The sequence below is a fragment of the Qipengyuania vulgaris genome, from assembly GCF_009827325.1.
Lineage (GTDB): Bacteria > Pseudomonadota > Alphaproteobacteria > Sphingomonadales > Sphingomonadaceae > Qipengyuania > Qipengyuania vulgaris.
Genome location: NZ_WTYC01000001.1, coordinates 782,215 through 805,318, shown reverse-complemented (window position 1 = coordinate 805,318; position 23,104 = coordinate 782,215). Strand labels below are relative to the sequence as shown.

Here is a 23,104-nt window from a genome sequence, read left to right as displayed (position 1 = left end):
GCACATGGCAAAGCAGACGAAGAACCAGCAGGTCCGCGCAAAGCTCGACAACGAGAAGCTTTACACCGTGGATGAAGCAATCGCCACGCTGCGCGAACACAAGTCCAAGTTCGACGAGACCGTCGAAGTCGCCATGAACCTCGGCGTCGATCCGCGCCACGCCGACCAGATGGTCCGCGGCATGGTTTCGCTCCCGAGCGGCACCGGCAAAGACGTCAAGGTCGCAGTGTTCGCGAAGGGCGACAATGCCGAAAAGGCGCTCGCCGCTGGAGCCGACAAGGTCGGTGCCGAAGATCTCATGGAAGACATGCAGAACGGCAACCTCAACTACGATCGCGTGATCGCGACCCCGGACATGATGGGTGTCGTCGGCCGTCTCGGCAAGGTGCTCGGCCCCAAGGGCCTGATGCCGAACCCGAAGCTCGGCACCGTGACGCCGAACGTGGAACAGGCCGTGAAGGACGCCAAGGGCGGCCAAGTCGAATTCCGCGTCGAGAAGCAGGGCATCATCCACAGCGGCATTGGCAAGCTGTCGTTCAAGGATGAAGACCTGAAGAAGAACTTCAAGGCGCTGACCGAAGCCATCGTGAAGGCCAAGCCGACCGGTGCAAAGGGCAAGTATGTCCGCAAGGTCACGCTGACCAGCTCGATGGGTCCCGGCCTCAAGGTCGACCTCGGCGAAGTCGAAGGCGCATAAGTTTCAGCCCTGCCGCTTCGCTGCTCGAGGGCTGTCAGCGCTCAAGCGGTCGATAAGTGGCAGCGAACAGGAAAAGGGCCGGGGGGAAACCTCCGGCCCTTTCTTATTGTCCAGGCGGCGCGACCTTCAATTGGCGTGAATAGAACCAGCCGATGCCGATCAGGCTGGCGCCCAGAGCGACAAAGCTGGCAATACGCAACAGTCCTTCGAGACCAGCGGTGTCGAAGATGAAGACTTTCAGTACGGTGCCCGTCATCAACACCAGCGATCCGACCCGCCACAGCCGCTCGCCTCGGGCGCTACCGATCAGCAGGAAAGCGATAGCGAGCAGGATTCCGACGAGCGAGCGCAGTAGGTCCTCGCTCTGCGATAGGGGCAGTGTGTCCAGAAAAGACCCTGCGAAGACCTGCCGGAGCAGCGTCATGGCGCCTAGAGTCGCCAGCACCATCACCGCAATGTCGATCCAGCGTCTCATTGCGGGAAGCCAGTGCCGGATAGACAGGAGCGACCCAATTCCCACCGCGTAGGCGGCAAGTGCAAGGTTGGCGAGCGGAACCGGCCCGACTGCCTGATGGTCCCACAAGGGATTGTGCAACAGGCTGGTAAACCAGAAGAAGTGGGCGGACGCAGTCGCAGCAAAGGCGGTAGCCAGCTGGCGCTGCTTGAGGCGGAACCAGGCGCCCCACCCGACAGCAAGAAGAAGAGCCTCCCAGAGGGTGCGCTCCGCCAGCCCGCGCGAGGCGAAATCGGGCGAGGAATCGAGCGCAAGAACCTGCTTGAAGAGCACATGCGCCACGATCAGGGCTAAAGGCACCGCGGCCCAGAACAACGGCACGGCTCGCTCCAAATAGCTCAGGATGCGCACACGCGTCATGGCTAAGGCAATTGTCAGCGGAAGGACAAAGCCGAGAACCTGCCGCAGGCTGGGCAGGTAGCTCAGCAGCATTGGCTCGCCGGAAAGCGCTCCAATCCCTTCGGCCAGCCAGTCTCCCAAAGGTGCGAGGGCCCAGAGGGCAATACACAGGATAAGCGCCAGCGTAGCGATCGACCTTTCCGGCCATTTCACACTTACCCCCGCGACCAGTGTCGCTGCAACCCAGACTAGCCAAATGGGGGCCAGCATTTGGGCGAGTGCGGCGAAGAGCAGGAGGGCGGTAACGAATTCCGCAACCGCGCGGTCCCGGCCTTCCGGACGGATCAGGGCAATCGCTGCCCAAGGTAACCCGGCCGCGAGCCAGCGAAGGAACGACAGCGGCGACCACTCGCTCGCACCCGCAAACAGGGTTTCAATCTCGGCAAATCGCGTGTCGCTGATGGGCAGTGTCAGTAAAGTACCAACGGCCGCTAACCAGAGCAATGCGGAGAGGGAGCGGCTCTCGCCCATCCGCCCCCGCAGGAGCCATGCGAGCCCCACTGCTATGGCACTGGCGGTGAAAGGCATGGTCACGTTGGGCAACAGGCAAGCAGTGGCGAGGAAGACCAGCAGCCCTGCGCTGGCGAGGTTGGCCGCAAGCTCGCCCTGTGCCTTGCGCGCCCACAATATCGTCACGGCAGCGGCGGGCAGGGCGGAGAGTACGAGGAGCCCCATTCCCTCCCATGCGCGCACCGTATCGCCGTCGAGACTGCCAAACGTCCAGAGCGTCACCAGTCCGGTGGCGAGCGGCACAGTGGCCACGCTCAACGCTTCCAGCGAATCACCGTCTTTCCAGCGGAGCAGGCCGAGCGCGACCAGCGCGAACAGCGCCGCGAGTCCCGCCGCGACCAGGGCGAAACTCATTGGATCGGGAGCGGGCCACAGGGCAAGCAGGACAATACCAATGGCCGCAGCCATCGCACTGCCGGCACGCATCTCCGGCCTGCGCCATCCGAACCATGCCAGTGCTGCGCCGAGGAGCAGGTAGAGGCCCCAAGCCAGCAACTTGTACCCGCCTTCGTCGACCAGCACTGCCAATTGCAGGCCAGCGAGAGCGGCTGCCGCGATGCGGATGGGTTGTTCGAACCGCTCGATCTCGAGGAAGGCCGGAACGATTGTGCCGAGCACAATGAAATAGAGGCCGAGCGCGAGAATGTCGGCAAAGGCAAAGTCTCCGCCTATCAACAGTAGCGCGCCCCAGCCGAGCCCGCCTGCCAGCGCACCGAGGCCCAGCCAGGAGCGGCTCTGGCGATTGGCGGTTTGTGTGAGGCCACCTGTGACCAGCGCGAGATAAAGCGCCAGCATGGGCAGGTTGGCGTCTTCTCCCCCGACAAGAGCGGGGGCGGCAAAACCTCCAACCAGGCCAAGCACCGCGCTCGGCAGTCCGAAACGGTAGGACAGGAAGATGGCCAGGGCGGTCACGGCGGCGAGACCGAGGAAGGCGACGCTCTGGCCGATCAGCCCGTATTGTGTGCCCGCAAGGTAAAACCCCGCATATAATGTCGCGAGACCGGCGCCGGCCAATGCCTGCCTCACGCGCTCGTCGCGGATGCGGTCCTCGTAGCGGTAGGCGATTTCGGCTCCCGCCAGGAGTAGAAGCCCAAAGAGAAACGAGAGTGCGACGCGCACGACAGGTGTGAGCAGACCAGCCTCGATCGAATACCGCACAAGAAACACGCCTGCGACGGCGAGCGTTATTCCGCCTGCCCAGATCGGCAAGCGGCGCCCGAAGATGTCTTCGAAATCGAGGCTGAAGCGGGATGGCTGGCCATCGGCTGCAAGTGCCGGTTCGCTTGGCTGAGTCTCGCGTTCGGATGCTTCCGATGGAGGTATCTCTGTCGTAGCCACCGCCTCCGCCGACCTGCGAAGGGTTACGGCAGGTGCTTGGGCGGATTCAGCCAACTTCTCCGGCGAGGTCTCCGGTTCGATCCCCTGAACATCGTCGGACTCCTGCGCGGATGGGGCGGAAGCATCGGACGATGCCAGCGCGAGCAAACGCAATGCCTGCTCCGTATGCCGATCTTCCAGTTCGCCGATCCTGCGCTCGGCCGCCTGTGCGCTGGAAAAGGAGAACGCAGGCAGCGATGAGAGCGAAGACGAAGAGCCAGAGCATCGAAATTCAGGCTAACCCCAGTGCGGCGCTGCGCAAGTGCCGGTCAGATTCCGCCGGGGGTAAATGCAAAGCCTGCCTCTTCCAGCCCCTTGCAGAGCTCTGCCATGCAGGCATCGAGTTCGGCCGGGTCGGTGGAGCGGATGACGAAGTTCGAGCCGACGCGGCCTTCGCGGAAGAAGGGATAGCTGCCGATCTGGCAATTCTCGTGGGCCTTCTCGACCTCACGGAGCAGACCGGACACTTCGCTCTCGGGGATGAACCCGCCAACGGTCTCGGCAATGAGCGGGGCGCCGCCCTTGAGCGTGCCTGTGAGGGCATCGAGCATGCCTGCGGTAATGTGCGGAACACCTGCCATAAGGTGGATACTACCGATCCGTATGCCCGGCGCGCCGGACATGCGGTTGGGTATCAGTTCGGCACCCTCGGGCGTCCGCGCCATGCGCAGTCGGCCTTCGTTGAGCCCGCCCTTGTCGGTATAGTATTTTTCCAGAATGGCGCGCGCTTCGGGATGAATTATCACCGGCACGCCAAGCGCTTGAGAAACCGCGTCGACGGTAATGTCGTCATGCGTGGGCCCGATCCCGCCCGTTGTGAACAGGTAGTCGTTGGCTTCGCGCAGCGCGTTGACCGCTTCGACGATCCGTTCGATCACATCGGGCACCACGCGCACTTCGGAGAGGCGAATGCCCTGCACCTGCAGCCAGCTGGCGACTTGCGCGATGTTCTTGTCGTGCGTCCGCCCGGAAAGGATTTCGTCGCCGATCACTACGAGGCCGGCGGTGTAGATACGATCAGTCATGCCCGACCACGTAGTGCGGCTGGTTCGCGAAAGCTACTCCGCAGCTTCGAGCCTTTCGTGGGTTTCGCGCGCATTCGCACCCCGGCGCCGTAGAGAGAGGATGCCATCGTCGACCGGATCGGCGCGCATGCGCTTGCGGTCGATCACGTATTCCTGGTTCAGCCGCCATGGGTAATTCACAGCGTTCTTCGGCATGATGTGCTTGGCACGTTGGATATAGCCGGATGAGAAATCGAAGATGTCGTCTTCTTCAAGATCAAGGGAGTCAGGAAGGACGGGAACGGCGACGTCGCTGCCGCTCGCCTTCATTTCAGCGAGGACGCGGCAGACGTAATCCGAGTTTATATCTGCCCGCAATGTCCAGCTGGCATTGAGATAGCCGAAAACCACCGCGAGGTTGGGCAGGTTCGAGAACATGCAGCCCTTGTAGTAGAAACGCTGGGCCAGATCGACCGGTTCACCCTCGACTGTCAGCGTGATCTTGCCGGCTACGGCCAACTTGAGACCGGTGGCGGTCACCACGATATCGGCGGGGAGGAAACTTCCGTCCTCGAGTCGGACGCCGCCCTTCTCGAAGGCCTTTATCCGGCCAGTGACCACATCGGCCTTGCCGCCTTTTATCGCTTCGAAAAGATCGTCGTCGGGCACCAGGCAAAGGCGCTGGTCCCAAGGATTGTAAGGGGGCGTGAAGGGCTCGAGATCGAAATCCTCCCCCATGATCTTCCTAATCTTCTTGTGCAGGAACTCGCCGACCTTTTGCGGGCTTGTTCGCGCGCGCTTGAAACCGATGTCCTGCAGCTTGATATTTTTCCAGCGCGTGATGCGGTAAGCCGTCTTTTCGGGCAAGATCTTGCGCAGGAAGTTCGCAAATCCGTCCTTCGCCGGGCGCGAGAACATCCATGTCGGCGTGCGCTGGAGCATGGTGACCTTGGCCGCCCGCCGGGCCACCGAAGGAACGATGGTCACCGCTGTCGCGCCCGAACCGATCACGATGACTTTCTTGCCCGCGTAATCGAGATCCTCGGGCCAGAATTGCGGGTGGATCACCTGACCGGTGAAATCGCCGAAATCGAAACCGGGATCATAGGGTTCGTCGTAATCGTAATAGCCCGATCCGAGATAGAGCCAATTCGCGGTGAGCAACTTGCGCTCGCCGTCCGAAGTTTCGAGCGTGACCTGCCAGCGGGCATCTGCACCGCGCCAGTCCGCAGAGATGACCTTATGTCCGAAACGGATGTGGCGGCGAATGTCGCGTTCGTCCACGATCTGGTCGAGATATTCGAGGATCGCAGGCGCATCGGCTATCGACTTTTCATGTTTCCACGGTTCGAATTCGAAACCGAGCGTGTGCATGTCGCTGTCCGACCGCACGCCGGGGTAGCGGAAAAGATCCCATGTCCCCCCGAGGTTCTCGCGCTGCTCCACGATGGCGAAACTGTGATCCGGGATTTTCTCCCGCATATGTGCGGCCATGCCGATGCCGGAAATGCCGGCGCCGACGATAAGCACGTCGAAATCGGTCGCGCGGTTGCTTGCTGGTCTCTCTCCCATGCAGGAACGTTACTAAATGCGGGCGCGGAGGGAAAGCGTAAGTTGCGCCGTGCAACCTATCCACGCATTCGGCGACGTCATCCGGGCACTCGCTTTCGCCAATTCTCTGGTCTAGGGCTCGGTCGGGCTTGAGGAGATAGCATGACGAAAGTTGGAAACGGCCGTCCGCATCGGGTCACGTCGATCGACGTTGCGGAGCGCGCCGGGGTCAGCCAGTCGACTGTCAGCCGCGCGTTGTCGGGTTCGGAAACCATCACCGAATCCACCCGCCGCCGCGTCGAGCAGGCCGCAGCGGAACTCGGCTATCATGTGAACACGAGGGCTGCGGGCCTGCGGAAGGGCGAAACGGGCACCATCGCCATCGTCGTGATCGGACGCGATGGCCAGGGGCCGGCTGCCATCAATCCTTTCTACTACAGCCTGCTCGGCAGCACCTGCGCAGCCGCCGCCGAACGCGGCTATGAAGCCTTGGTATCGTTCCAAGCGAGGGAAGACGAACTCTTCGGTCATTATGTCGGACGCAGGCAGGCGGACGGCGTGGTGGTGATCGGTACGGCAACGAACGAGGCGGCCTGGAACTACTTTCGCGAGGTTGCAGCCGCCAGCGACTCCATCGCTTTCTGGGGTTCTCCGTTCGACGATGCCGTATGGGTCCGCTCCGACAATGCCGATGGCGGACGGCTGGCGGTCGAGCGACTGTCTGCGGGAGGGGCGAAGAATATCGTTTTCGTGGGCGATCCCCATTCCTCGCAGAAGCAGTTCCGTGAGCGTTACGAGGGCTATCGTCATGCTATGGAAAAGGCCGGTCTGCCTGCGCGGGAGCCGGTCGTTTCGTCGGGCGAAGACCGTGTTTCCCAAGGGCGGATCGCAGTCAGTCAGCTATGCGATGACGGCCAAGCTTTCGATGGTCTATTCTTCGCATGCGACGCCATGGCGTTGGGAGCGCTCGAAGAGCTGGCCTCTCGCGGTCTTGCGGTGCCTGGGCAGGTGGGTGTAGTCGGCTTCGACGGTCTGGGTTCGGGCGAATTCAGCAATCCGCCGCTCACGACTGTCGAGCCGGACTTCGCAGAAGCGGGCCGGATGCTTGTCGAAACTGCACTGGCGGGCGATGGAGAGCGCGCCGAGCGGCGGGTTCCCGTTCGCCTTGTGGAGCGTTCGAGCGTCAAATAACGCAGCTTGTCGATTGGCGGTTTGCCAAGATCGCTTCGCACCGTCTAAGCCTCCCCGCCTATCTCAAGGGGAGAGACCCAAATCATGAAGACCAGTATCGCTTCCGCCCTCGCACTCGTGCTCTGTGCAGGTTCCGCCCATGCACAAAGCGAAGAACCCCAGCCGAGCCCCAACCCGGTCGAAGAGCAGGAAGTCGATGCCTCGCAGGACGAATTGCCCCCCGAAGGAAGCGGGGAGGCCGTGGATGCGGCACCTGCTACCGTTCCGATCCCCGGTGAAGGCGAGAAGGAAGAGGGCTGGGACATCACTGCGCCGCGCGGCGCGACCTTGCGCGAAGTTGCCATCAATACCGACGAAGGCACGTGGATGGATGTCGACGTGTCGCCCGATGGCAGCACGCTCGTCTTCTCCATGCTTGGCGACATCTATACCATGCCGGTTTCGGGCGGTACGCCGACCCGCATTGCAGAGGGGCTAGCCTGGGAAATCCAGCCGCGGTTTTCGCCCGACGGCAGTCGCATCGCCTTCATTTCCGACCGTGCCGGCGGCGACAACATCTGGCTGATGGATCGTGACGGTTCGAACAAGCTGCAGGTGACCAAAGAAGACTTCCGCCTGCTCAACCAGCCCAGCTGGTCGCCGGACGGGCGCTATATCGTCGCCAAGAAGCATTTCACCACGCAGCGCAGCGCAGGGACCGGCGAAATCTGGCTCTACCACGTTTCCGGCGGCGGAGGGGTTCAGCTGGTCAAGCGCGCCAGCGAGGCTCTGCAAAAAGAACTCGGCGAACCGATCTACGCGCCCGATGGCAACGCGATCTACTACACCCGCAACGTTACCACGGGGCCGATCTTCGAATATGCGCAGGATTCGACCCAGGGCATCTTCAACATCGAACGCTACGATATAGACACCGGCGAAGTGACGACTGCCGTCGGCGGCTATGGCGGCGCCGTCCGCCCCACGCCTTCGCCCGATGGCCAGAGCCTCGCCTTCGTGCGGCGCGACAAGGACCAGTCGCAGCTTTGGGTGAAGGACCTCTCGACCGGGGAGGAGCGCATGATCTACGGTGCGCTCGATCTCGACCTGCAGGAGACCTGGGCCGTTTACGGTGTCTATCCGATCATGGACTGGATGCCCGATAGCGAGAGCATGGTGGTCTGGGCGGGCGGCAAGCTGCGCCGTGTTGCCGCCGATGGTTCGGGTGACAGCGTCATTCCGTTCTCCATCTCCGACACCCGCTTGGTCGCGGAAGCACCGCATCCGGTCATCGATGTCGCGCCGGAAAGCTTCACCGCCAAAATCCCGCGGTTTGCCACCGTTTCGCCCGACGGGCGCACCGTGGTTTTCGAAAGCCTCGGCAAGCTCTATGTTAAGCCGGTGGGCAGCGATGCCGCGCCTCGCCAGCTTATTGCGGGCGAGCGCGATGGCCTGGAGCTATGGCCCACGTGGTCGCGCGACGGGCAACGGATCGCCTTCGTGCGCTGGACCGATGACGGTCTCGGCAACATCGTCACGGTGGATCCTCGCGGCCGGGGAGAGCGGGTGGTAACCCGCCAGCAGGGACATTACGCGGTGCCCCAATTCTCGCCCGATGGTGAGACCATCGTGTTCGAAAAGCGCGGCGGTGGCTATCTGACCTCACCCAACTATTCGGAAAACGAAGGCGTCTATGCCGTTTCTGCCAATGGCGGCACGCCGCGCCTGATCGCACGCGATACGTCCACGCCGCAATATGGTGCCGATGCCGAGCGCATCTTCATGCTCGCGCGAGAAGGCGGCAATCTGCAACTCATCTCCAGCGACACCAATGGTGAAGCCCGCCGCGTTCACGCACAGGGCGATCTGGCCAATGACTTCAAGGTCAGTCCACGCGGCGATTATGTCGCTTTCCGCCAGAATTACGAAGTCTTCGCCATGCCCCTGCTCCCGGGCGGACAGACCGTCACTGTAGGAGAAAAGGCAAGTTCGCTTCCAGTGACCAAGGTTAGCAAGGGCGGGGCGGATTATATCGGCTGGACCGAAAACGGCTCGACCCTGCACTGGTCGATGGGGCCGGTACTTTACCGTGCCAGCACCACGGCGCTCACGCCGAGCGCACCGCAAGCGGCGGAGGCGCCCGGGTTCACTCCGCCAGACAACGGAACCTCGCTGGCCCGGACCATCCGCGCCGACAAGGCCAGCGGGACGGTCGCAATCACCGGCGCCCGTATCCACACCATGGCTGGCGACGCGGCAGGCACGATCGAGAACGGCACGATCTTGATCGAGGGCGATCGGATCGCCGCAATCGGTCCGGCATCTAGCGTTACCGTCCCATCTGGTGCGACCGTGGTCGATGCGGCCGGGCGGACGATCGTTCCGGGCCTCGTCGATGCGCACGCTCATGGCCCGCAGGGCGTAGGCGATCTCATCCCGCAGCAGAACTGGTCGCTGGTCCAGAACCTCGCCCTTGGCACCACGACGCTGCACGATCCATCCTCATCGGCCAGCATGATCTTTGCTGCGGCCGAACGGCAGCAGGCGGGCAGCCTTCTGGCTCCGCGCATCTTCTCGACGGGCGAGATCATCTACGGTGCCAAGGCCCCAAGCGTCTATGCCCGGATCGACAGTTATGAGGATGCGCTGGCGCATGTTCGCCGGATCAAGGCGCAGGGTGGCATTAGCGTGAAGAACTACAACCAGCCGCGCCGCGAACAGCGCCAGCAGGTGGTGGCTGCCGCACGCGCCGAAAACATGTTGGTGGTGGCGGAGGGTGGCTCGCTCTTCGGGATGGATGTCAACCTGATTGCAGACGGCAATTCGACCCTCGAACATAACATCCCGGTCGATGTCATGTATGAAGACCTGCTGCAGATGTTTGCCGGATCTGACACCAATTACACGCCCACATTGGCGGTGACATATGGCGGCCTGGCAGGCGATCCCTACTGGCGTCAGGCGACGGATGTTTTCGACAACCCGCTAATGGTCCATACGCCGCCCAAGATGCTCCTAGCGGAAACGGGGCGGCGGATAACCGCACCGGATTGGGCGTTCGTCGACGACAATGCTGCTCGCGAGGCCAAGAAACTTGCAGAGCGTGGCGTCAAGGTCAGCATCGGTGCACACGGCCAGCAGGCGGGTATCGCGGCGCATTGGGAACTGTGGAGCTTCGTGCGCGGGGGCATGTCGCCCGTCGAGGCCCTTCGTGCAGGTACGATCGAGTCAGCCAAATCGCTCGGGATGGAGCGCGATATTGGCAGCCTCGAAGTCGGAAAATTGGCCGACCTCCTGATCCTTACCGCCGATCCCGGACAGGACATTCGCAATTCCGACGATATCGCCCAGGTCATGCTTGGCGGGCGGCTCTATGATTCGCGCACGATGAACGAGGTCGAGACCGGCGACGAGCGCCGTCTTCCGTATTGGTGGGAATGACGAGAAAGGGCGGCACCGGCTTGCGCCGGGCCGCCCTTCTTCAGGCATAGCGGCGACCGGTCAGGCTGCGCGGATATGGAACAGGAATTCGTCGACCTTGTCGCGCAAGGTCGAGGCTTGCGTCTCGAGATCGCTCGACGAAGCCAGAACCTGGCTTGCAGTCGCTCCGGCCGCCATGCTGGTGTCCCGCATGCTTTCGAGATGATTGGCGACTTCGTCCGTTCCTTGCGCTGCGCGGTCGATGCTGCGCGCGAGATCCTGACCGGCAACCGATTGCTGGTCGACTGCGCTGGCGATCGAGATTGCGGTCGTCTCGAGTTGCTTGATCTGGTCGCCGATAGAGCGCAGCGCGCTGACACTGGCACCCGTCGAGGCTTGCATGGCCTGGATCTGTTCGGAAACTTCCTCGGTTGCCCGGCTGGTCTGTGCGGCGAGTTCCTTCACTTCGCTCGCCACCACGGCGAATCCGCGGCCAGCCTCGCCGCCGCGCGCAGCCTCAATGCTGGCGTTGAGAGCCAGTAGGTTGGTGCGCTGGGCGATCGACTGGATGAGTTCTACGATCTGGCCGACCTGGTCGGCCGAGGTAGCAAGTGCACCGATCGTTTCGTCGGCTCCTTCCGCGTTCAGCGATGCCTTGCGCGCCAGTTCGGCGGAATTTGCTGCCTGACGACTGATCTCGCCGATCGACATGGCGAATTCATCCGAAGCCGCCGCGGCTGCGGTCACACCGCCGGAGGCCTGCTCCATCGCGCCACTCACCTGGCTCGCCTGCCCGGCAGCATGCTCGGCAGTATTTGCCATCGATCCCGCCGCCGCGTTGAGCTGGCTCGAAGCCGCAGCCACGCCTCCCACGACATCGCCGACACTTTTCTCGAAACTGTCTGCGAGACGAATAAGCTCCTGTTTGCGCTGCTCGGAAGCCGCCTTCCGACCGGCGAACAGTTCGTCGAGCTTGTGGCCGGACTTGGCAAACACCTCGAGCGAACGGGACAGCTCGCCGATTTCGTCCGAGCGCCCGGTATCGCCGACATCGATATCGCGCGATCCGCTGGCTAGGCGGCCCATTTCTCCAGAAACATGCTGGAAGGGTTCGATCACGTGGCTAAGGATGAAACGCAGGCTCAAGACGCCGCCGAGTAGCGACACGCCTGTTACACCGATCACCACCCAGCGCGCTGCACCCGCCTGTTCGGGGTCTGAAAGCCCGAACAGTGCGGCAGCCGCGACGACTACCAGGCCGCCAAGTGAGAACAGTGAAGCGATCTCCGCCTTATCCTTCAGCGGTTTGTCCATGAGCCAGGCCGTCAGGCCCGAATAACGCGTGGTCGAGGCGGCTATGACGCCTTCGACTTCAGCAATCTCACGGCGCAGTTCCTCGCCAATCATCGTGCTATGCGCGTTCATCCCAAGCCTCTCCCCCAATTCGTTCTCAATTCACCGTCTGAAACCGGCCCCCGGTTCAGGCAGCCCTCACATGCTGCAAAAACTCATCTACCTGCCGGCGCAGCACGCTTGCCTGCGATTCCAGCGAAGTGGCGGAGCCAAGAACTTGGCTGGCTGCCGCCCCAGTCGCGACACTGGCTTCACGCACCTGGACGATGCTGCTGGAAACTTCGTCGGTCGAGCGGGCGGCTAGGTCGATGCTGCGCGCGAGGTCTTGACCGGCCACCGATTGTTGATCGACGGCGCTGGCAATGGAGATCGCGGTCGTTTCCAGCTGCTTGATCTGTTCACCGATCGAACGAAGCGCACTGACGCTTGCCCCGGTCGAATCCTGCATGGCACGGATTTGATCGGCGATTTCTTCGGTCGCCCGGCTGGTCTGCGCCGCGAGTTCCTTCACCTCGCTGGCGACTACCGCGAAACCGCGTCCGGCCTCGCCTCCGCGTGCAGCCTCGATCGATGCATTGAGTGCAAGCAGGTTTGTGCGCTTCGCGATCGACTGGATGAGTTCGACGATTTGCCCGACCTGGTCGGCCGAGGTTGCGAGTGTGGATATGGTTTCGTCAGCACTTTCGGCATCGTCCGATGCCTTGCGGGCCAGTTCGGCCGAGTGCGAAGCCTGTCGGCTGATCTCGCCGATCGACATGGCAAATTCGTCCGATGCCGCGGCAGCGGCGGTGACGCCGCCCGAAGCCTGTTCCATGGCGTTCGATACCGATCCGGACTCGACCGTTGCCTGCTCGGCAGCTGCAGCCATTGAGGATGCAGTAGATTTGAGCTGAGTCGATGCCGCCGCGACCCCGTTTACTACCTCGCCCACAGTGCTTTCGAACTGCATCGCAAATCGCCGAAGGTCCTGTCCGCGCTCGGTACGCAACGCATCCTTTTCCGCCGACATTCTTTCAAGCCTGAAGGCTGCGCGAAGGAACACGTGCAGCGAGCGAGCGAGGCCGCCGAGTTCGTCGCGCCGTTCGAGCCCGGGTATCTGGATCGACTTGTCGCCGGTTGCCAGACGTTCGGAAGTATCGGTCAGTTCGCTGACGGTACCGGCGATGTCCCGTGCAATAATGCGTGTCGACAGAAGGATCGCGGTGATGCCGATCAGCGCAACCGAGAAAAAGGCCATGAACAGCCACATGATCGTGTTCTCGCCCGCGGCATCGCTTGCCTGTCCGCTTCGGAAGAGGTCTGTCTTCAATTGCCGGGCAAGTTCACCGAAAGCTTCGCCCTCGGCGAGTGATGTTTCTGCCAAGACGGATCGACTCGTCACGTCGATTGCGGTTTGCTGGCGCGCGAGGGTGCTGACGAGATTGTCCAAAGCCGCTCGTAATTCTTCGATTTTGCCAATCTGAGCGGGTGCCACAATACGCGCTCCGCGCTCGAGGGAGTTGAGGTCGCGGCGAGCCTCTTCAAGACTTTCTCCGGCAGACGAAAGCGCGGCAACGTTGCTCCCGTTCGTGAAACGCTGCATCTGCAGCAACGCGCGGTCGGTGTTCGATTGAAGCTCGGTCGAAAGGATCAGCATCTCAGAGATCTGCATGCGCTCTTGCCGCATTTCTATTGCCGTCCAGCCGCCTACCACGATGGAGAGCAGGATGAAGACGACCGCACCGATGTTTGCAAAAGCCACGAGGCTCAGCTTCCCGCCGATCGACAGGTCGGCGAACTTGCCGCGCAAACCTTCGCCGCCCGTACCAATGTCTGCCAGAATGGCGCGATCTTCGGCAATTTCATCCGAATAATATTTGCCAGTGTCCAACTCGGCCGTGGCGAAGTTGTCCGTCATCGCGTTCATGCTACCTTGGCCTCCCGGCCGTCATTTTCCCCGGCATCGACCACATCGATCCTTTTCCCGAGATGTTGCTTGATTTCGTCTGCCGGCATGGCCTTGAAATAGAGCCAGCCTTGAATCTGGTCGCAGCCTGCCGCGCGGACCATGTCGGCTTGTTCCAGCGTCTCGACACCTTCGGCGGTTACCGACATCTTCATCGCTTGCGCCATGGTGATGCTGGACAGCATCATCGCCCGGCTGGATTCGTCTTTGGAAGCTTGTACCACTAGGCTCCGGTCAAGCTTGAGTTTCTGAAAGCGGAACTGGCGTAGGAAACCGATCGACGCATAGCCGGTGCCAAAATCGTCGAGTGCAACGCTGACTCCGAAACCCCGGATCAAATTGAGACTGCGCTCGGCCACGACCGGGTCGAGCACGAGGCACGTTTCCGTGATCTCCAATTCCAGCAGTTCGGGATCGAAGCCGGTCTCCTCGAGGATATGACCGAGCTGGATCGGGAATTCCGGATTGCGGAGCTGGGCGGCCGAAATGTTTACCGACAGCGTAACGCCCTTCCATTCGAGCGCATCGCAGCAAGCCTGCCGGAGCACCCACAGCCCGATCGGATTGATGAGGCCGGATTCCTCGGCTACCGGGATGAAGGTATTGGGGCCTACGGCCTTCCCATCAGGCCGATCCCATCGCAGCAGGCTTTCCACTGAGACTATCTTGCGTGTCGTGCTGTCCACCAGCGGCTGGTAGTGCATCCGGAACTGGCCGAGTGCCAACGCCTGACGGAGTTCGTCGTCGAGCAGTTTTATCTGTTCGCGGCTGCGGTCGAAAGCTTCGTTGAACCATGTGCAACGCATCTTGCCGCCGCGCTTGGAGGCATACATGGCGACATCTGCGCGGCGCAGCGTTTCGGAGGAAGACAATTGTTGTCCGGGAGCGTTTCGCGCGAGACCGATGCTGGCGCCCAGCGTAAGGCGCCGATCGTCGATCTTGATGGATTTTGCCAGTCGCTCGATAATTCTTCGGCAGTGGCCCTCCAGCAGGGTGCCGGCCAGCTCTCCGCTCATCAGGATGGCATATTCGTCACCGCCAAGCCGATACAGGTTAGCGTCCTCGCCGCAGATGTTGCGAATGATCCGGGCAATTTCCTTGATGGTCGCATCACCCAGGATATGGCCGTAGTGATCATTAATGATCTTGAACCCGTCCAGATCGACTATTGCGAGTGCAACTTCCTGATCCGGCGACATGATTTCGGAAATGTCACGATGCAGCGCGCGGCGATTGGGTAGCATGGTCAGCGCGTCGCTGTTGGAAAGCCTCTCCAGCTTTCGCAGGTGCCTGACGCCCATGACCGCGAAACTGCCAATGCTGGCAAGCAGGGCGATGAAACCGCCACCTAGGATGGCGTTGATCGAGCCAATCCCGAACCGCGGCCCAAAAACGGCCAACACGGCCGTGACAATCGCGATACCCGCAAGCGACGCGAGAGGTGCGAAAATCATCAGGCTGGTGGCTTGCCGAGCCGTGTCGGAATGTGATCGCACGCAAGTTTCCCCTCGGTGGCGCGGTCGGATCGATATTCGATATCGCTAGCGCGCATTCGCTAATTAACGGTAAACCCTATATTTACCTTGTACCTTCGCTCACGGAGTTGACCGGACACGGAAGAGTGCCGGGGTGCTCAGCCATTAACGGCACGTGCTGGAATGCGGCCGAGCACGGATGACACTCCGGCTGCAGCCTTAGGCACATACATTGCCGAACCGCAGGGTGCAGGTTCGAACCGGTCGGTCTGTCCTACCACCGTCTCGCCAGCGCCAAGCATGAGGAATCCGTCGGCTGCAATGCCTCCAGCGATCCGTTCGAACGCATTACGCCGTGTCTGCGGATCGAAATAGAGCAGGCAATTGCGACACAGAACGAGATCGAACTGTCCTGGCGCGGGTGGCAGATCGAGGATGTTGCGCTGTTCGAACCGGGTCATCGCCAGTACCTTGTCGGCGACCTTCCAGCCCCGCGGCGTTTCCGAAAAGAAGTTCAGCATCTGCGCGACCGAAATTCCGCGCTGAATTTCGAACTGCGAATAGGTGCCCGTCCGCGCCTGTTCGACGGCCTTGCCCGAGACGTCGGTGCCGAGAATCTCAATCGTCCAGTCCGCCCAGCGACCCGGTTGTTCACAGATGGTCATTGCGAGACTGAGCACTTCCTGCCCAGTCGAGCAGCCTGCCGACCAGATAGTGATTTTCCTGGTATCGGCGCGCTTTCTCGCGAGTTCGGGCAGGACAATATTCGCCAGGGTCGAAAAATACGCGTGGTCGCGGAAAAAATAGGTTTCGTTATTCAGCAGTGCCTCGACCACGCGGGTGGCAAGCCGATGCTCGCCCGGGCGCTCGAGCATGCAGGCCAGCTGATCGACGTTCTCGATCCCGAACTCGCGGAACAGGCCCGACAGTGCCGAGGAAATCCGCCAGCGACGGCTTTCGGAAAGGGTTTGTCCGGTACGAGCATTGAGGAGGTCGGCAATGATGTCGTGGGAAGCGTCTTCTAGCGCCATGCATCGGCTCCGACACTGGCGAGGATCTTGTCCGCCAATTCTGCAGGGGGGGCGACTGCAGTAGCCAGCCCGCGTTCGGTGATGTCGCGCGGCATTCCCCAGACGGCGCAGGTATCTGCGCTCTGGGTGTAGATCGAGCCGCCGGCATTGATGATTGCGTCCGCCCCGTCGGTACCGTCGCGGCCCATTCCGGACAGCAGGATACCGGCGACCTTGCCCTCGTAAGCTTCGGCGAGAGTTTCGAACATCGGATCGACCGAAGGGGTACAGCCGCTTTTTACCGGGTTGAAGGCTAACCCTGTGACGTAGCGCGTTCCCTTGCGGCGCACGACCATGTGGCCATGACCCGGCGCGATGACGATGCGGCCGCGCATGATCTCCACGTCCTCGTCGGCGAGCACGGCTTCGCGCCCCGCGGCAACTTCCATCTGCTTGGCAAAGACTGGAATGAAACTGTCGGGAAGATGCTGGGTGATAAGGATCGGGAGGTCGAACGTCTTCGGTATCTGCCGCAGGAAAAGGTTCAGCGCATGGATGCCGCCCGTCGATGCGCCGATCGCGAGAACTTGCGGCTTCTTGCCTGCCCGCCGCTGGGCGGGGCGAGGTGCTGCGGGCCTGGGTTGCTCATAGGGCGCCAGTCCCTTGAGAGCGCGGATCTTGCCAAGCAGTTGCTCGCGGTAGTCATCGTTGAAACCGCCCGGTCGCGGCTTGAGCATCGTGTCGGCGGCGCCCATGCGCAGCGCTTCGACGGTATGCTCGGCGCCTTCGGCAGTCAGCGACGAGATCACCAGCACCTTGGTGTCCGGCGATGCCCTGAGGATCTTTGGCAGCGCCTCGATTCCGCCCATCCCGGGCATTTCGAGGTCGAGCAGAACCACGTCTGCCCGCCGATTGTCCAGCTCTTGCAGGCCGCGTTCGGCCGAGCTTGCGCTCGCGACGATCGTCATGTCGCTTTCCCGCTCGATCATTCGCGAGAAGACGGTGCGAACGGTGAGCGAGTCGTCCACCAGCATGACACGAACGTTGCCGGGCGACGATTGTCGGTCAGGTCTGGCGGCTGTTGCCGATCGGAGCGCGGTAACCACGGCTCGTATCCTTTCGGATCAAGCCATGCCGACGAGCTGGAGCTTGATCTGCAGAGTTTCGTGGTCGAACGGCTTCATCACATATTCGTCGGCACCGGCGCTGATGGCTTCGCGGATGTGGGCCACGTCGTTTTCAGTCGTGCAGAATACGACCTTGGGCTTGTCGCCGCCCTCGTGCTTGCGCAACTGGTGGATGAATTCGATACCGGTCATCACCGGCATGTTCCAGTCGAGAAGCACCACATCGGGCATGTTCTCGAGGCACTTGTTCAGGCCTTCCTGACCGTTCTCGGCTTCGTCCACCGAAAAGCCGAGGGTTTCAAGGATATGGCGCGACACCTTCCGGATTACGCGCGAATCGTCGACGATAAGACAGTTTTTCATTCTTCGTGATCCCTTCACTTACCTGCTCCTTATACGTGCAGGCGGTAACCAATCGCTTAAGCGGCTTCCCGCATTGGTCCACAAATGAGGCTGGCAATCTCCACCAGCAATGTGGGCCCGCCGTCGGTTTCGACCATCCCTTTGGCGGCGCGTTGCCAACCTTCGCCGAAGCCGCCAGGAACTGCGACCGGCTCGCTTCGAGCTTCGCCCACGTCATGCGCTTCTTCGACGAGCAGGGCATATAGATGCCCTTCTACCTCGACCACCGCAGCTCGATTGTCGAGCGAAGCGCTTGGAGCTTCAACGCCGAGTGCTAGGGCACAATCGATGACTGTCAGGGCCTGGCTCCTTAGGGCGGTAAGGCCGAGAATAAAGTCGGCCGTGCCGGGAATAGGAGTGATGGCCTCGACTTCGATCACCGACTGGACTTCGATCGCGGGAATTGCGGCGCGGCGGCCGGCGATGGTGCACATGAGTAGCAGTTCGTTCATGCCGCCCTCCCGGTGCGGATGCGTTTGAGCGCGGCGAGCAAGCCGTCGCGATCGTAGCGGTAGATGGTATCGTCACCGGCGTCCTCCGGGTCGGGACGCAGGCGGATGATTTCGCGCGCTACGGCCGAAGAACTTTGGCCTTCCTCCGCCAGGGCGATCGCGAGATCGGCCTCGAACTCGTCGTCGTCCGATGCGATCCGATAACCGGCAGCCGCCACCAGCGGTTCGAGGATGGTGCGTGCCCACTCGCTTTCGCCCGGGAGGCGGCAGGTAAGCGTATGTTCGATCTTTCTCGTGGCGCGATAGCGTGAGAACACGGCATGGCCGTCGAGCAATGGAATCGGCTTGCCTCCGACCAGTGTCACGCCTTCGATCGAACGGTCGGCTTCACTAGGAACGACATCGTCGGTTATATCCGCAGCGTCGAGCACTTCCTTGACGATGTAGACCAACTCGTGGTCTCCGTCGGAAAGGCGCAGCAAACGGCACCGACCGTCGGGCAGCGGGCCGGTGTCATGGCCAGCCAGCGTCACGATCTCGCCATCAATGACTGCCTGTGCACGCTCGCCCTCGATGTCGAGCGCATCGCGTGAGATGGTCTCGATGCGGCGGACCAGTTCGAGACGCACGGCCCGGTGGCGGCCGTCGAGACCGGCGAATAGCATCACGGGCACAGCCTTGCTCTTTTGTTGACGTCCATCCTTGTCGGATTCGACCGTCTTTGTGCGAACGCCGCCGACCATCCCGCGCATCTGTGCGATGGAGGGGAGATCGATGAGCATCATCGGGCGTCCGTCGTCCAGCAATGTCGTCCCCGCATAGAGCCGGGTTTCCATTATCGCCGGAGCGATGGGCTTTACCACAACGTCTTCGTGATCGAATACGCGATCGACGGCGAGGGCGAAAATATCGTCACTGGCCAAGCGCACTAGAATGAGTGTTTTTTCTTCCCAGCGGCAATTTGCATTGCTTTCGGCACCGAGAACTTCGCCAAGCGAAAGGCATGGCACCCGCTTGTCGCGGAACGTGACCAGACGGCGGTCGCCGGCCTGTGCAAACTGAACATGGCTCGAATTGCCGAAAACGATTTCTTCGACATAACTGCGCGGGATGGCATAGCGCTGATTGCCGGACCCGACAGTCAGGGCTGCGATGATCGAGAGGGTTAGCGGCAACTGGAGGTGGAAACTGGTGCCTTCACCAAGCTTGCTGGCAACTTCGATCGAGCCGCCGACACGCTCGATATTGGAGCGCACAACATCCATCCCGACACCGCGGCCGGAGACCGAGCTAACTTGGTCGGCCGTGGAGAGGCCCGGTTCGAAGATCAGGTTCTGCTTCTGCTTGTCCGACATCTTGTCGATCTCGGAACGCGAGTAGAGACCGTTGGCGATCGCCTTGGCAGCGACCTTGTCGATATTGATGCCGCTGCCATCGTCGGTGATGACGAGGCTGATCTGGTTGCCTGACTGGCGCGCTGCGAATTTCAGCATGCCGATCTCGCGCTTCCCGGCCTTGAGGCGCGTTGCCGGCGTTTCGACGCCGTGGTCGATCGCGTTGCGGATGATGTGGGTCAGCGGGTCGCGGACCATTTCGATCATTTCGCGGTCGAGCTCGACTTCGCTGCCTTCGAAATCGACCATGACCTGCTTGCCGAGTTCGTTGGACAGGTCGCGCACCAAGCGCGGGAGCGAAGAGAAGAGATGTTCGAGCCGTTGCATCCGCATCCGGGTGATCGAGGTGCGAACATCGGCCAGAATGGCGGACAAGCGTTCGAATGGGCCGTCGATGGTCGGCTGTTCGCCTGCCTCGCGCAGACGCCGGGCGAGGTCGTTGCGCGCCAGAACCATGTCCGACACACCCTTCATGACTTCGTCGAGCAGATCCACCGGAAGGCGGATCGAACGTTGCACAGCCTGGCGCGGTGCCTTGGGAGCCGCGGCTTCACTTTCGGCATTGGGCAGCGCTTCGACGACCACCTCTTCGACGATTTCGAGGTCGCTCTGGACCTCGATCTCGGCGTCGGGAGCAAGTGCGGAAATCAGCTCGTCATCGCTGCCTTCGGAGAAGTCTTCGCCCGCTTCGATCGCGTCGGTCATTTCGGAGATGCGGTCGATAATCGCGAGTACGGCGGTGACCAGCGAACTGTCGGGCTCACGTCTGCCTGCACGGCATTCGGCCAGAGCGTCTTCGGCAGCGTGGCTCAGCTGTTCGAGGCGAGGAAAGTCGAAGAAACCGCAATTGCCCTTGACGGTATGGACGAAGCGGAAAATCGTATCGATGCGCTTCTTGTCCGAGGGATCGGCTTCCCATGCGACCAGCTCGGTGCCGCTTTGCTCGAGCATCTCGCGCGTTTCCGCGACGAAATCGGCCAGCAATTCATCCATTGGTCTTGGACCCCCAATTCTTATCGGGAGCCGCTATGCACGAGGATGGTTAACGTTTCGTTGGAAGCGCGAGGGTCTTTTCTCGCGCCCCGCCGAGCACCTTCCAGACGACGAAAGCGGCCAGCGCACCGCCCGCGAGATTGGCTACCAGTTCGGCAGCATAAATCGCATCCGCGCCCCAACTTGCCCGCAAGATCCAGCCGAAGGGCAGCATGACGAGGAAGACACGCGCCGCGCTTTGCGCGAGCGCGAGTGGCGCGTGATCCACTGCGTTGAGGGCGCCATTTCCCACTATCAGCAGGCCGAAGCCGGCATAGCCCCAGACGGATATCGCGAGGTAACGCGAGAATTCGTCAATTACTGCGGGGTTGTCGGTGAAGAAATCCGCAAGCCAGTCGCCGAAAGCGAAGAGGATGACGGCGATTGCGAGACCGTAAAGAATGCAAAACCCCCCGGCCCAGACCATTGCGCGGCGTGCGCGATCGACGCGTCCTGCCCCCCAGTTCTGGCCGATGATAGCGCCGATCGATCCCGACAAACCGAGCAAGGGCACGACCGCGAAGCTTTGCAGCCGGCCAGCGGCACCGAAGCCCGCTACGGCCGCCTCTCCTTGGCTCGCAAGCAGGGCGGTCAGCACGGAGAGGCCGATGGGGTTGATGGCATTGGAGAAAGCGGCCGGTCCCGCCACGCGCATGATGGCCCGGCTCGAAGCGCCAAGGTTGCACTCGCGGATGCTTGTGGGATTGATGGATAGCGGGGTCCTGCCAATGAAGACCAGCGCGATGAGGCAGGCGACGGCATAGCCGGTAATCGAGGCATAGGCTGCGCCTGCTACGCCGAAACCTTCGAAGCCGAAGGCACCGGTGATCAGGACCGGGTCGAGCACCCAGTTTACCGTCGCATAGGTTATCGATATCATCGAAACGTGGCGTGCCTCGCCCTGACCTCGCAGCACGCCGCCCAGGCCCATCTGCAGCAACAGAACGGGCAGGCCGAGCGCGAATGGCTGCATGTACTCAAAGATCAGGGGCATCAGCGCTTCGCTTGCCTGCATCAGGCGAAACAGCGGGCCGAGAAGAGCGAACAACACCAGGCCGAGCACAACGCCAATGCCGAGGGCGAACACCGCCCCGAAATTGGCGCGGCGTTCTGCGCGGTCGATATCCCCTTCGCCAAGCGCACGGGAAATGACCGAGTTGATGCCAACCATGACGCCGACGCCGAGGCTGGAGAGCGCTATCGTGATGGGGAAGATGAAACTGACCGCAGCGAGTTCGGCCGCGCCCAGTTGCCCGATGAAATAGGCATCGATCAGCCCGACCGACATGATCGCGGCCACGCCGATGATCATCGGCAGGGTCTGAGTGACGAGATGGCCGCGTATGCTCCCGCGGGTCAGTTTTGCCGTCTCGCTCATCGCTCACGGCGCTAGCGGGGCGGGGCGCGGTTGGGAAGCGCCGATTTGCCCCCCGGCATCTTGCTCCGGCCGCCCCGTCCGTGCGATAGAGGTTTCAAATAGAGACTGAGGAGAGAGTGCGATGGCGACGCAGATGAAGCCGAAATTCGAATGCAGCGAAGACGAATGGAAGGTCCGGCAGGATCTTGCCGCATGTTACCGCATATTCGATCATCTCGGCTGGGGCGAAAGCATCTACAACCATATCTCAGTGGCGGTGCCGGGAGAGAAGGACACCTTTCTCATCAACCCTTTCGGCCTGCTGTATGATGAAGTGACTGCCTCGAACCTCGTGAAAATCGATGTGGAGGGCAACAACGTCGGCCAGTCGCAATATATGGTCAACAAGGCCGGCTTCACCCAGCACGCCCATTTTCACAAGCACCTGGGCGAGCGGGCAACGGCCATCTGCCACGTCCACACGACCGCCACCATGGCGGTGTGCAGCCACAAGGATGGTTTGCTGCCTACCAATTTCTATGCCTGCAACTTCCAGGGGCAAATCGGTTACCACGATTTCGAAGGCGTGACCGTCCGTGCCGAGGAAGGTGACCGGCTGGTCGAGAACCTAGGCCAACATTCGATCCTGATGCTGCGCAACCACGGTCCGGTTGTGATGGACAAGACTATTCCGGGCATGTTCGTAAAGATGTGGGCCCTGCAACGCGCCTGCGAAATCCAGGTTGCGACGCTAAGCCAGGGCGAACCCAATATCGTCAAGCAGGAGGTGGTTGACGTGCACCAGCGCGATTTGTCGACCATGCAAACGCAGGGCGGGGCCGGGCTGTTCGATTTCGAGGCTTGGAAGCGCCGGGTATCCAAGATCGACGACAGCTGGAAAAGCTGAGACCTCTC

General features: G+C 61.7%; 16 protein-coding genes. 4 read left to right on the top strand and 12 right to left on the bottom strand.

The features are described 5' to 3' along the window. The first annotated feature begins 4 nt into the window (after positions 1–4). The gene (rplA, locus tag GRI69_RS03885; RefSeq protein ID WP_160726900.1) at positions 5–697 is read left to right on the top strand and encodes a 50S ribosomal protein L1; all 693 of its coding nucleotides are present in this window, start codon (positions 5–7) and stop codon (positions 695–697) included. 103 nt (positions 698–800) lie between these two features. On the opposite strand, the gene GRI69_RS03880 is transcribed toward rplA, so the two are convergent. From GRI69_RS03880 to GRI69_RS03870, 3 genes are all read right to left on the bottom strand, one after another. After that, positions 801–3,611, bottom strand: a complete 2,811-nt coding sequence (locus tag GRI69_RS03880; RefSeq protein WP_160726899.1) for a DUF2339 domain-containing protein — start codon at positions 3,609–3,611, stop codon at positions 801–803. 155 nt (positions 3,612–3,766) lie between these two features. Next, entirely contained in the window at positions 3,767–4,522 is a 756-nt protein-coding gene (locus tag GRI69_RS03875; RefSeq protein ID WP_160726898.1) for a competence/damage-inducible protein A, read from the bottom strand. Between the two features lie 33 nt (positions 4,523–4,555). Next, on the bottom strand, positions 4,556–6,073 hold the full coding sequence (locus GRI69_RS03870; protein WP_160726897.1) for a flavin-containing monooxygenase: 1,518 nt from the start codon (positions 6,071–6,073) through the stop codon (positions 4,556–4,558). 141 nt (positions 6,074–6,214) lie between these two features. Here GRI69_RS03870 and GRI69_RS03865 point away from each other — a divergent pair, with 141 nt between their 5' ends. Next, positions 6,215–7,243: a LacI family DNA-binding transcriptional regulator gene (locus GRI69_RS03865; RefSeq protein ID WP_160726896.1), complete on the top strand. Its 1,029-nt coding sequence runs from the start codon at positions 6,215–6,217 to the stop codon at positions 7,241–7,243. Between the two features lie 84 nt (positions 7,244–7,327). Further along, positions 7,328–10,663: an amidohydrolase family protein gene (locus GRI69_RS03860; RefSeq protein WP_160726895.1), complete on the top strand. Its 3,336-nt coding sequence runs from the start codon at positions 7,328–7,330 to the stop codon at positions 10,661–10,663. A 60-nt stretch (positions 10,664–10,723) separates the two neighbouring features. On the opposite strand, the gene GRI69_RS03855 is transcribed toward GRI69_RS03860, so the two are convergent. The 9 genes from GRI69_RS03855 to GRI69_RS03815 form a co-directional block, all read right to left on the bottom strand. Further along, the gene (locus GRI69_RS03855) at positions 10,724–12,067 is read right to left on the bottom strand and encodes a methyl-accepting chemotaxis protein (protein WP_160726894.1); all 1,344 of its coding nucleotides are present in this window, start codon (positions 12,065–12,067) and stop codon (positions 10,724–10,726) included. Positions 12,068–12,122: 55 nt separating this feature from the next. After that, positions 12,123–13,901, bottom strand: coding sequence for a methyl-accepting chemotaxis protein (locus GRI69_RS16005; RefSeq protein WP_237452911.1), 1,779 nt, complete (start codon positions 13,899–13,901; stop codon positions 12,123–12,125). Further along, a complete protein-coding gene (locus GRI69_RS03845; protein ID WP_337191015.1) occupies positions 13,898–15,436 on the bottom strand; it encodes a putative bifunctional diguanylate cyclase/phosphodiesterase in 1,539 nt (512 codons plus the stop codon). The genes GRI69_RS16005 and GRI69_RS03845 overlap by 4 nt, the downstream gene beginning before the upstream one ends. A 137-nt stretch (positions 15,437–15,573) precedes the next feature. Further along, on the bottom strand, positions 15,574–16,446 hold the full coding sequence (locus GRI69_RS03840) for a CheR family methyltransferase (protein ID WP_160726892.1): 873 nt from the start codon (positions 16,444–16,446) through the stop codon (positions 15,574–15,576). Continuing rightward, positions 16,437–17,531: a chemotaxis-specific protein-glutamate methyltransferase CheB gene (gene cheB, locus GRI69_RS03835; RefSeq protein ID WP_337191014.1), complete on the bottom strand. Its 1,095-nt coding sequence runs from the start codon at positions 17,529–17,531 to the stop codon at positions 16,437–16,439. Before cheB ends, GRI69_RS03840 begins: the two co-directional genes overlap by 10 nt. Before the next feature lie 18 nt (positions 17,532–17,549). Then, a complete protein-coding gene (locus tag GRI69_RS03830; protein ID WP_160726890.1) occupies positions 17,550–17,915 on the bottom strand; it encodes a response regulator in 366 nt (121 codons plus the stop codon). Positions 17,916–17,971: 56 nt separating this feature from the next. After that, positions 17,972–18,406 carry a chemotaxis protein CheW gene (locus tag GRI69_RS03825; protein WP_160726889.1) on the bottom strand — a complete coding sequence of 145 codons (435 nt, stop codon included), beginning with the start codon at positions 18,404–18,406 and terminating at the stop codon, positions 17,972–17,974. Then, the gene (locus GRI69_RS03820) at positions 18,403–20,793 is read right to left on the bottom strand and encodes a chemotaxis protein CheA (protein ID WP_160726888.1); all 2,391 of its coding nucleotides are present in this window, start codon (positions 20,791–20,793) and stop codon (positions 18,403–18,405) included. Before GRI69_RS03820 ends, GRI69_RS03825 begins: the two co-directional genes overlap by 4 nt. A 49-nt stretch (positions 20,794–20,842) precedes the next feature. Continuing rightward, a complete protein-coding gene (locus GRI69_RS03815; RefSeq protein WP_160726887.1) occupies positions 20,843–22,210 on the bottom strand; it encodes an MATE family efflux transporter in 1,368 nt (455 codons plus the stop codon). A gap of 121 nt (positions 22,211–22,331) precedes the next feature. On the opposite strand from GRI69_RS03815, the gene GRI69_RS03810 reads away from it, so the two are divergent. Next, complete coding sequence (locus GRI69_RS03810; protein ID WP_160726886.1) at positions 22,332–23,096, top strand: class II aldolase/adducin family protein; 765 nt, start codon at positions 22,332–22,334, stop codon at positions 23,094–23,096. Positions 23,097–23,104 lie beyond the last annotated feature (8 nt).

Bases quoted from the DNA above. Each gene is read 5' to 3' on its own strand.
- GRI69_RS03820 (WP_160726888.1), bottom strand. From the start codon at position 20,793: ATGGATGAATTGCTGGCCGATTTCGTCGCGGAAACGCGCGAGATGCTC.
- GRI69_RS03865 (WP_160726896.1), top strand. From the start codon at position 6,215: ATGACGAAAGTTGGAAACGGCCGTCCGCATCGGGTCACGTCGATCGAC.
- rplA (WP_160726900.1), top strand. From the start codon at position 5: ATGGCAAAGCAGACGAAGAACCAGCAGGTCCGCGCAAAGCTCGACAAC.
- GRI69_RS03855 (WP_160726894.1), bottom strand. From the start codon at position 12,067: ATGAACGCGCATAGCACGATGATTGGCGAGGAACTGCGCCGTGAGATT.
- GRI69_RS03860 (WP_160726895.1), top strand. From the start codon at position 7,328: ATGAAGACCAGTATCGCTTCCGCCCTCGCACTCGTGCTCTGTGCAGGT.
- GRI69_RS03840 (WP_160726892.1), bottom strand. From the start codon at position 16,446: ATGGCGCTAGAAGACGCTTCCCACGACATCATTGCCGACCTCCTCAAT.
- GRI69_RS03810 (WP_160726886.1), top strand. From the start codon at position 22,332: ATGGCGACGCAGATGAAGCCGAAATTCGAATGCAGCGAAGACGAATGG.
- GRI69_RS03830 (WP_160726890.1), bottom strand. From the start codon at position 17,915: ATGAAAAACTGTCTTATCGTCGACGATTCGCGCGTAATCCGGAAGGTG.
- GRI69_RS03825 (WP_160726889.1), bottom strand. From the start codon at position 18,406: ATGAACGAACTGCTACTCATGTGCACCATCGCCGGCCGCCGCGCCGCA.
- GRI69_RS03870 (WP_160726897.1), bottom strand. From the start codon at position 6,073: ATGGGAGAGAGACCAGCAAGCAACCGCGCGACCGATTTCGACGTGCTT.
- GRI69_RS03815 (WP_160726887.1), bottom strand. From the start codon at position 22,210: ATGAGCGAGACGGCAAAACTGACCCGCGGGAGCATACGCGGCCATCTC.
- GRI69_RS16005 (WP_237452911.1), bottom strand. From the start codon at position 13,901: ATGAACGCGATGACGGACAACTTCGCCACGGCCGAGTTGGACACTGGC.
- GRI69_RS03875 (WP_160726898.1), bottom strand. From the start codon at position 4,522: ATGACTGATCGTATCTACACCGCCGGCCTCGTAGTGATCGGCGACGAA.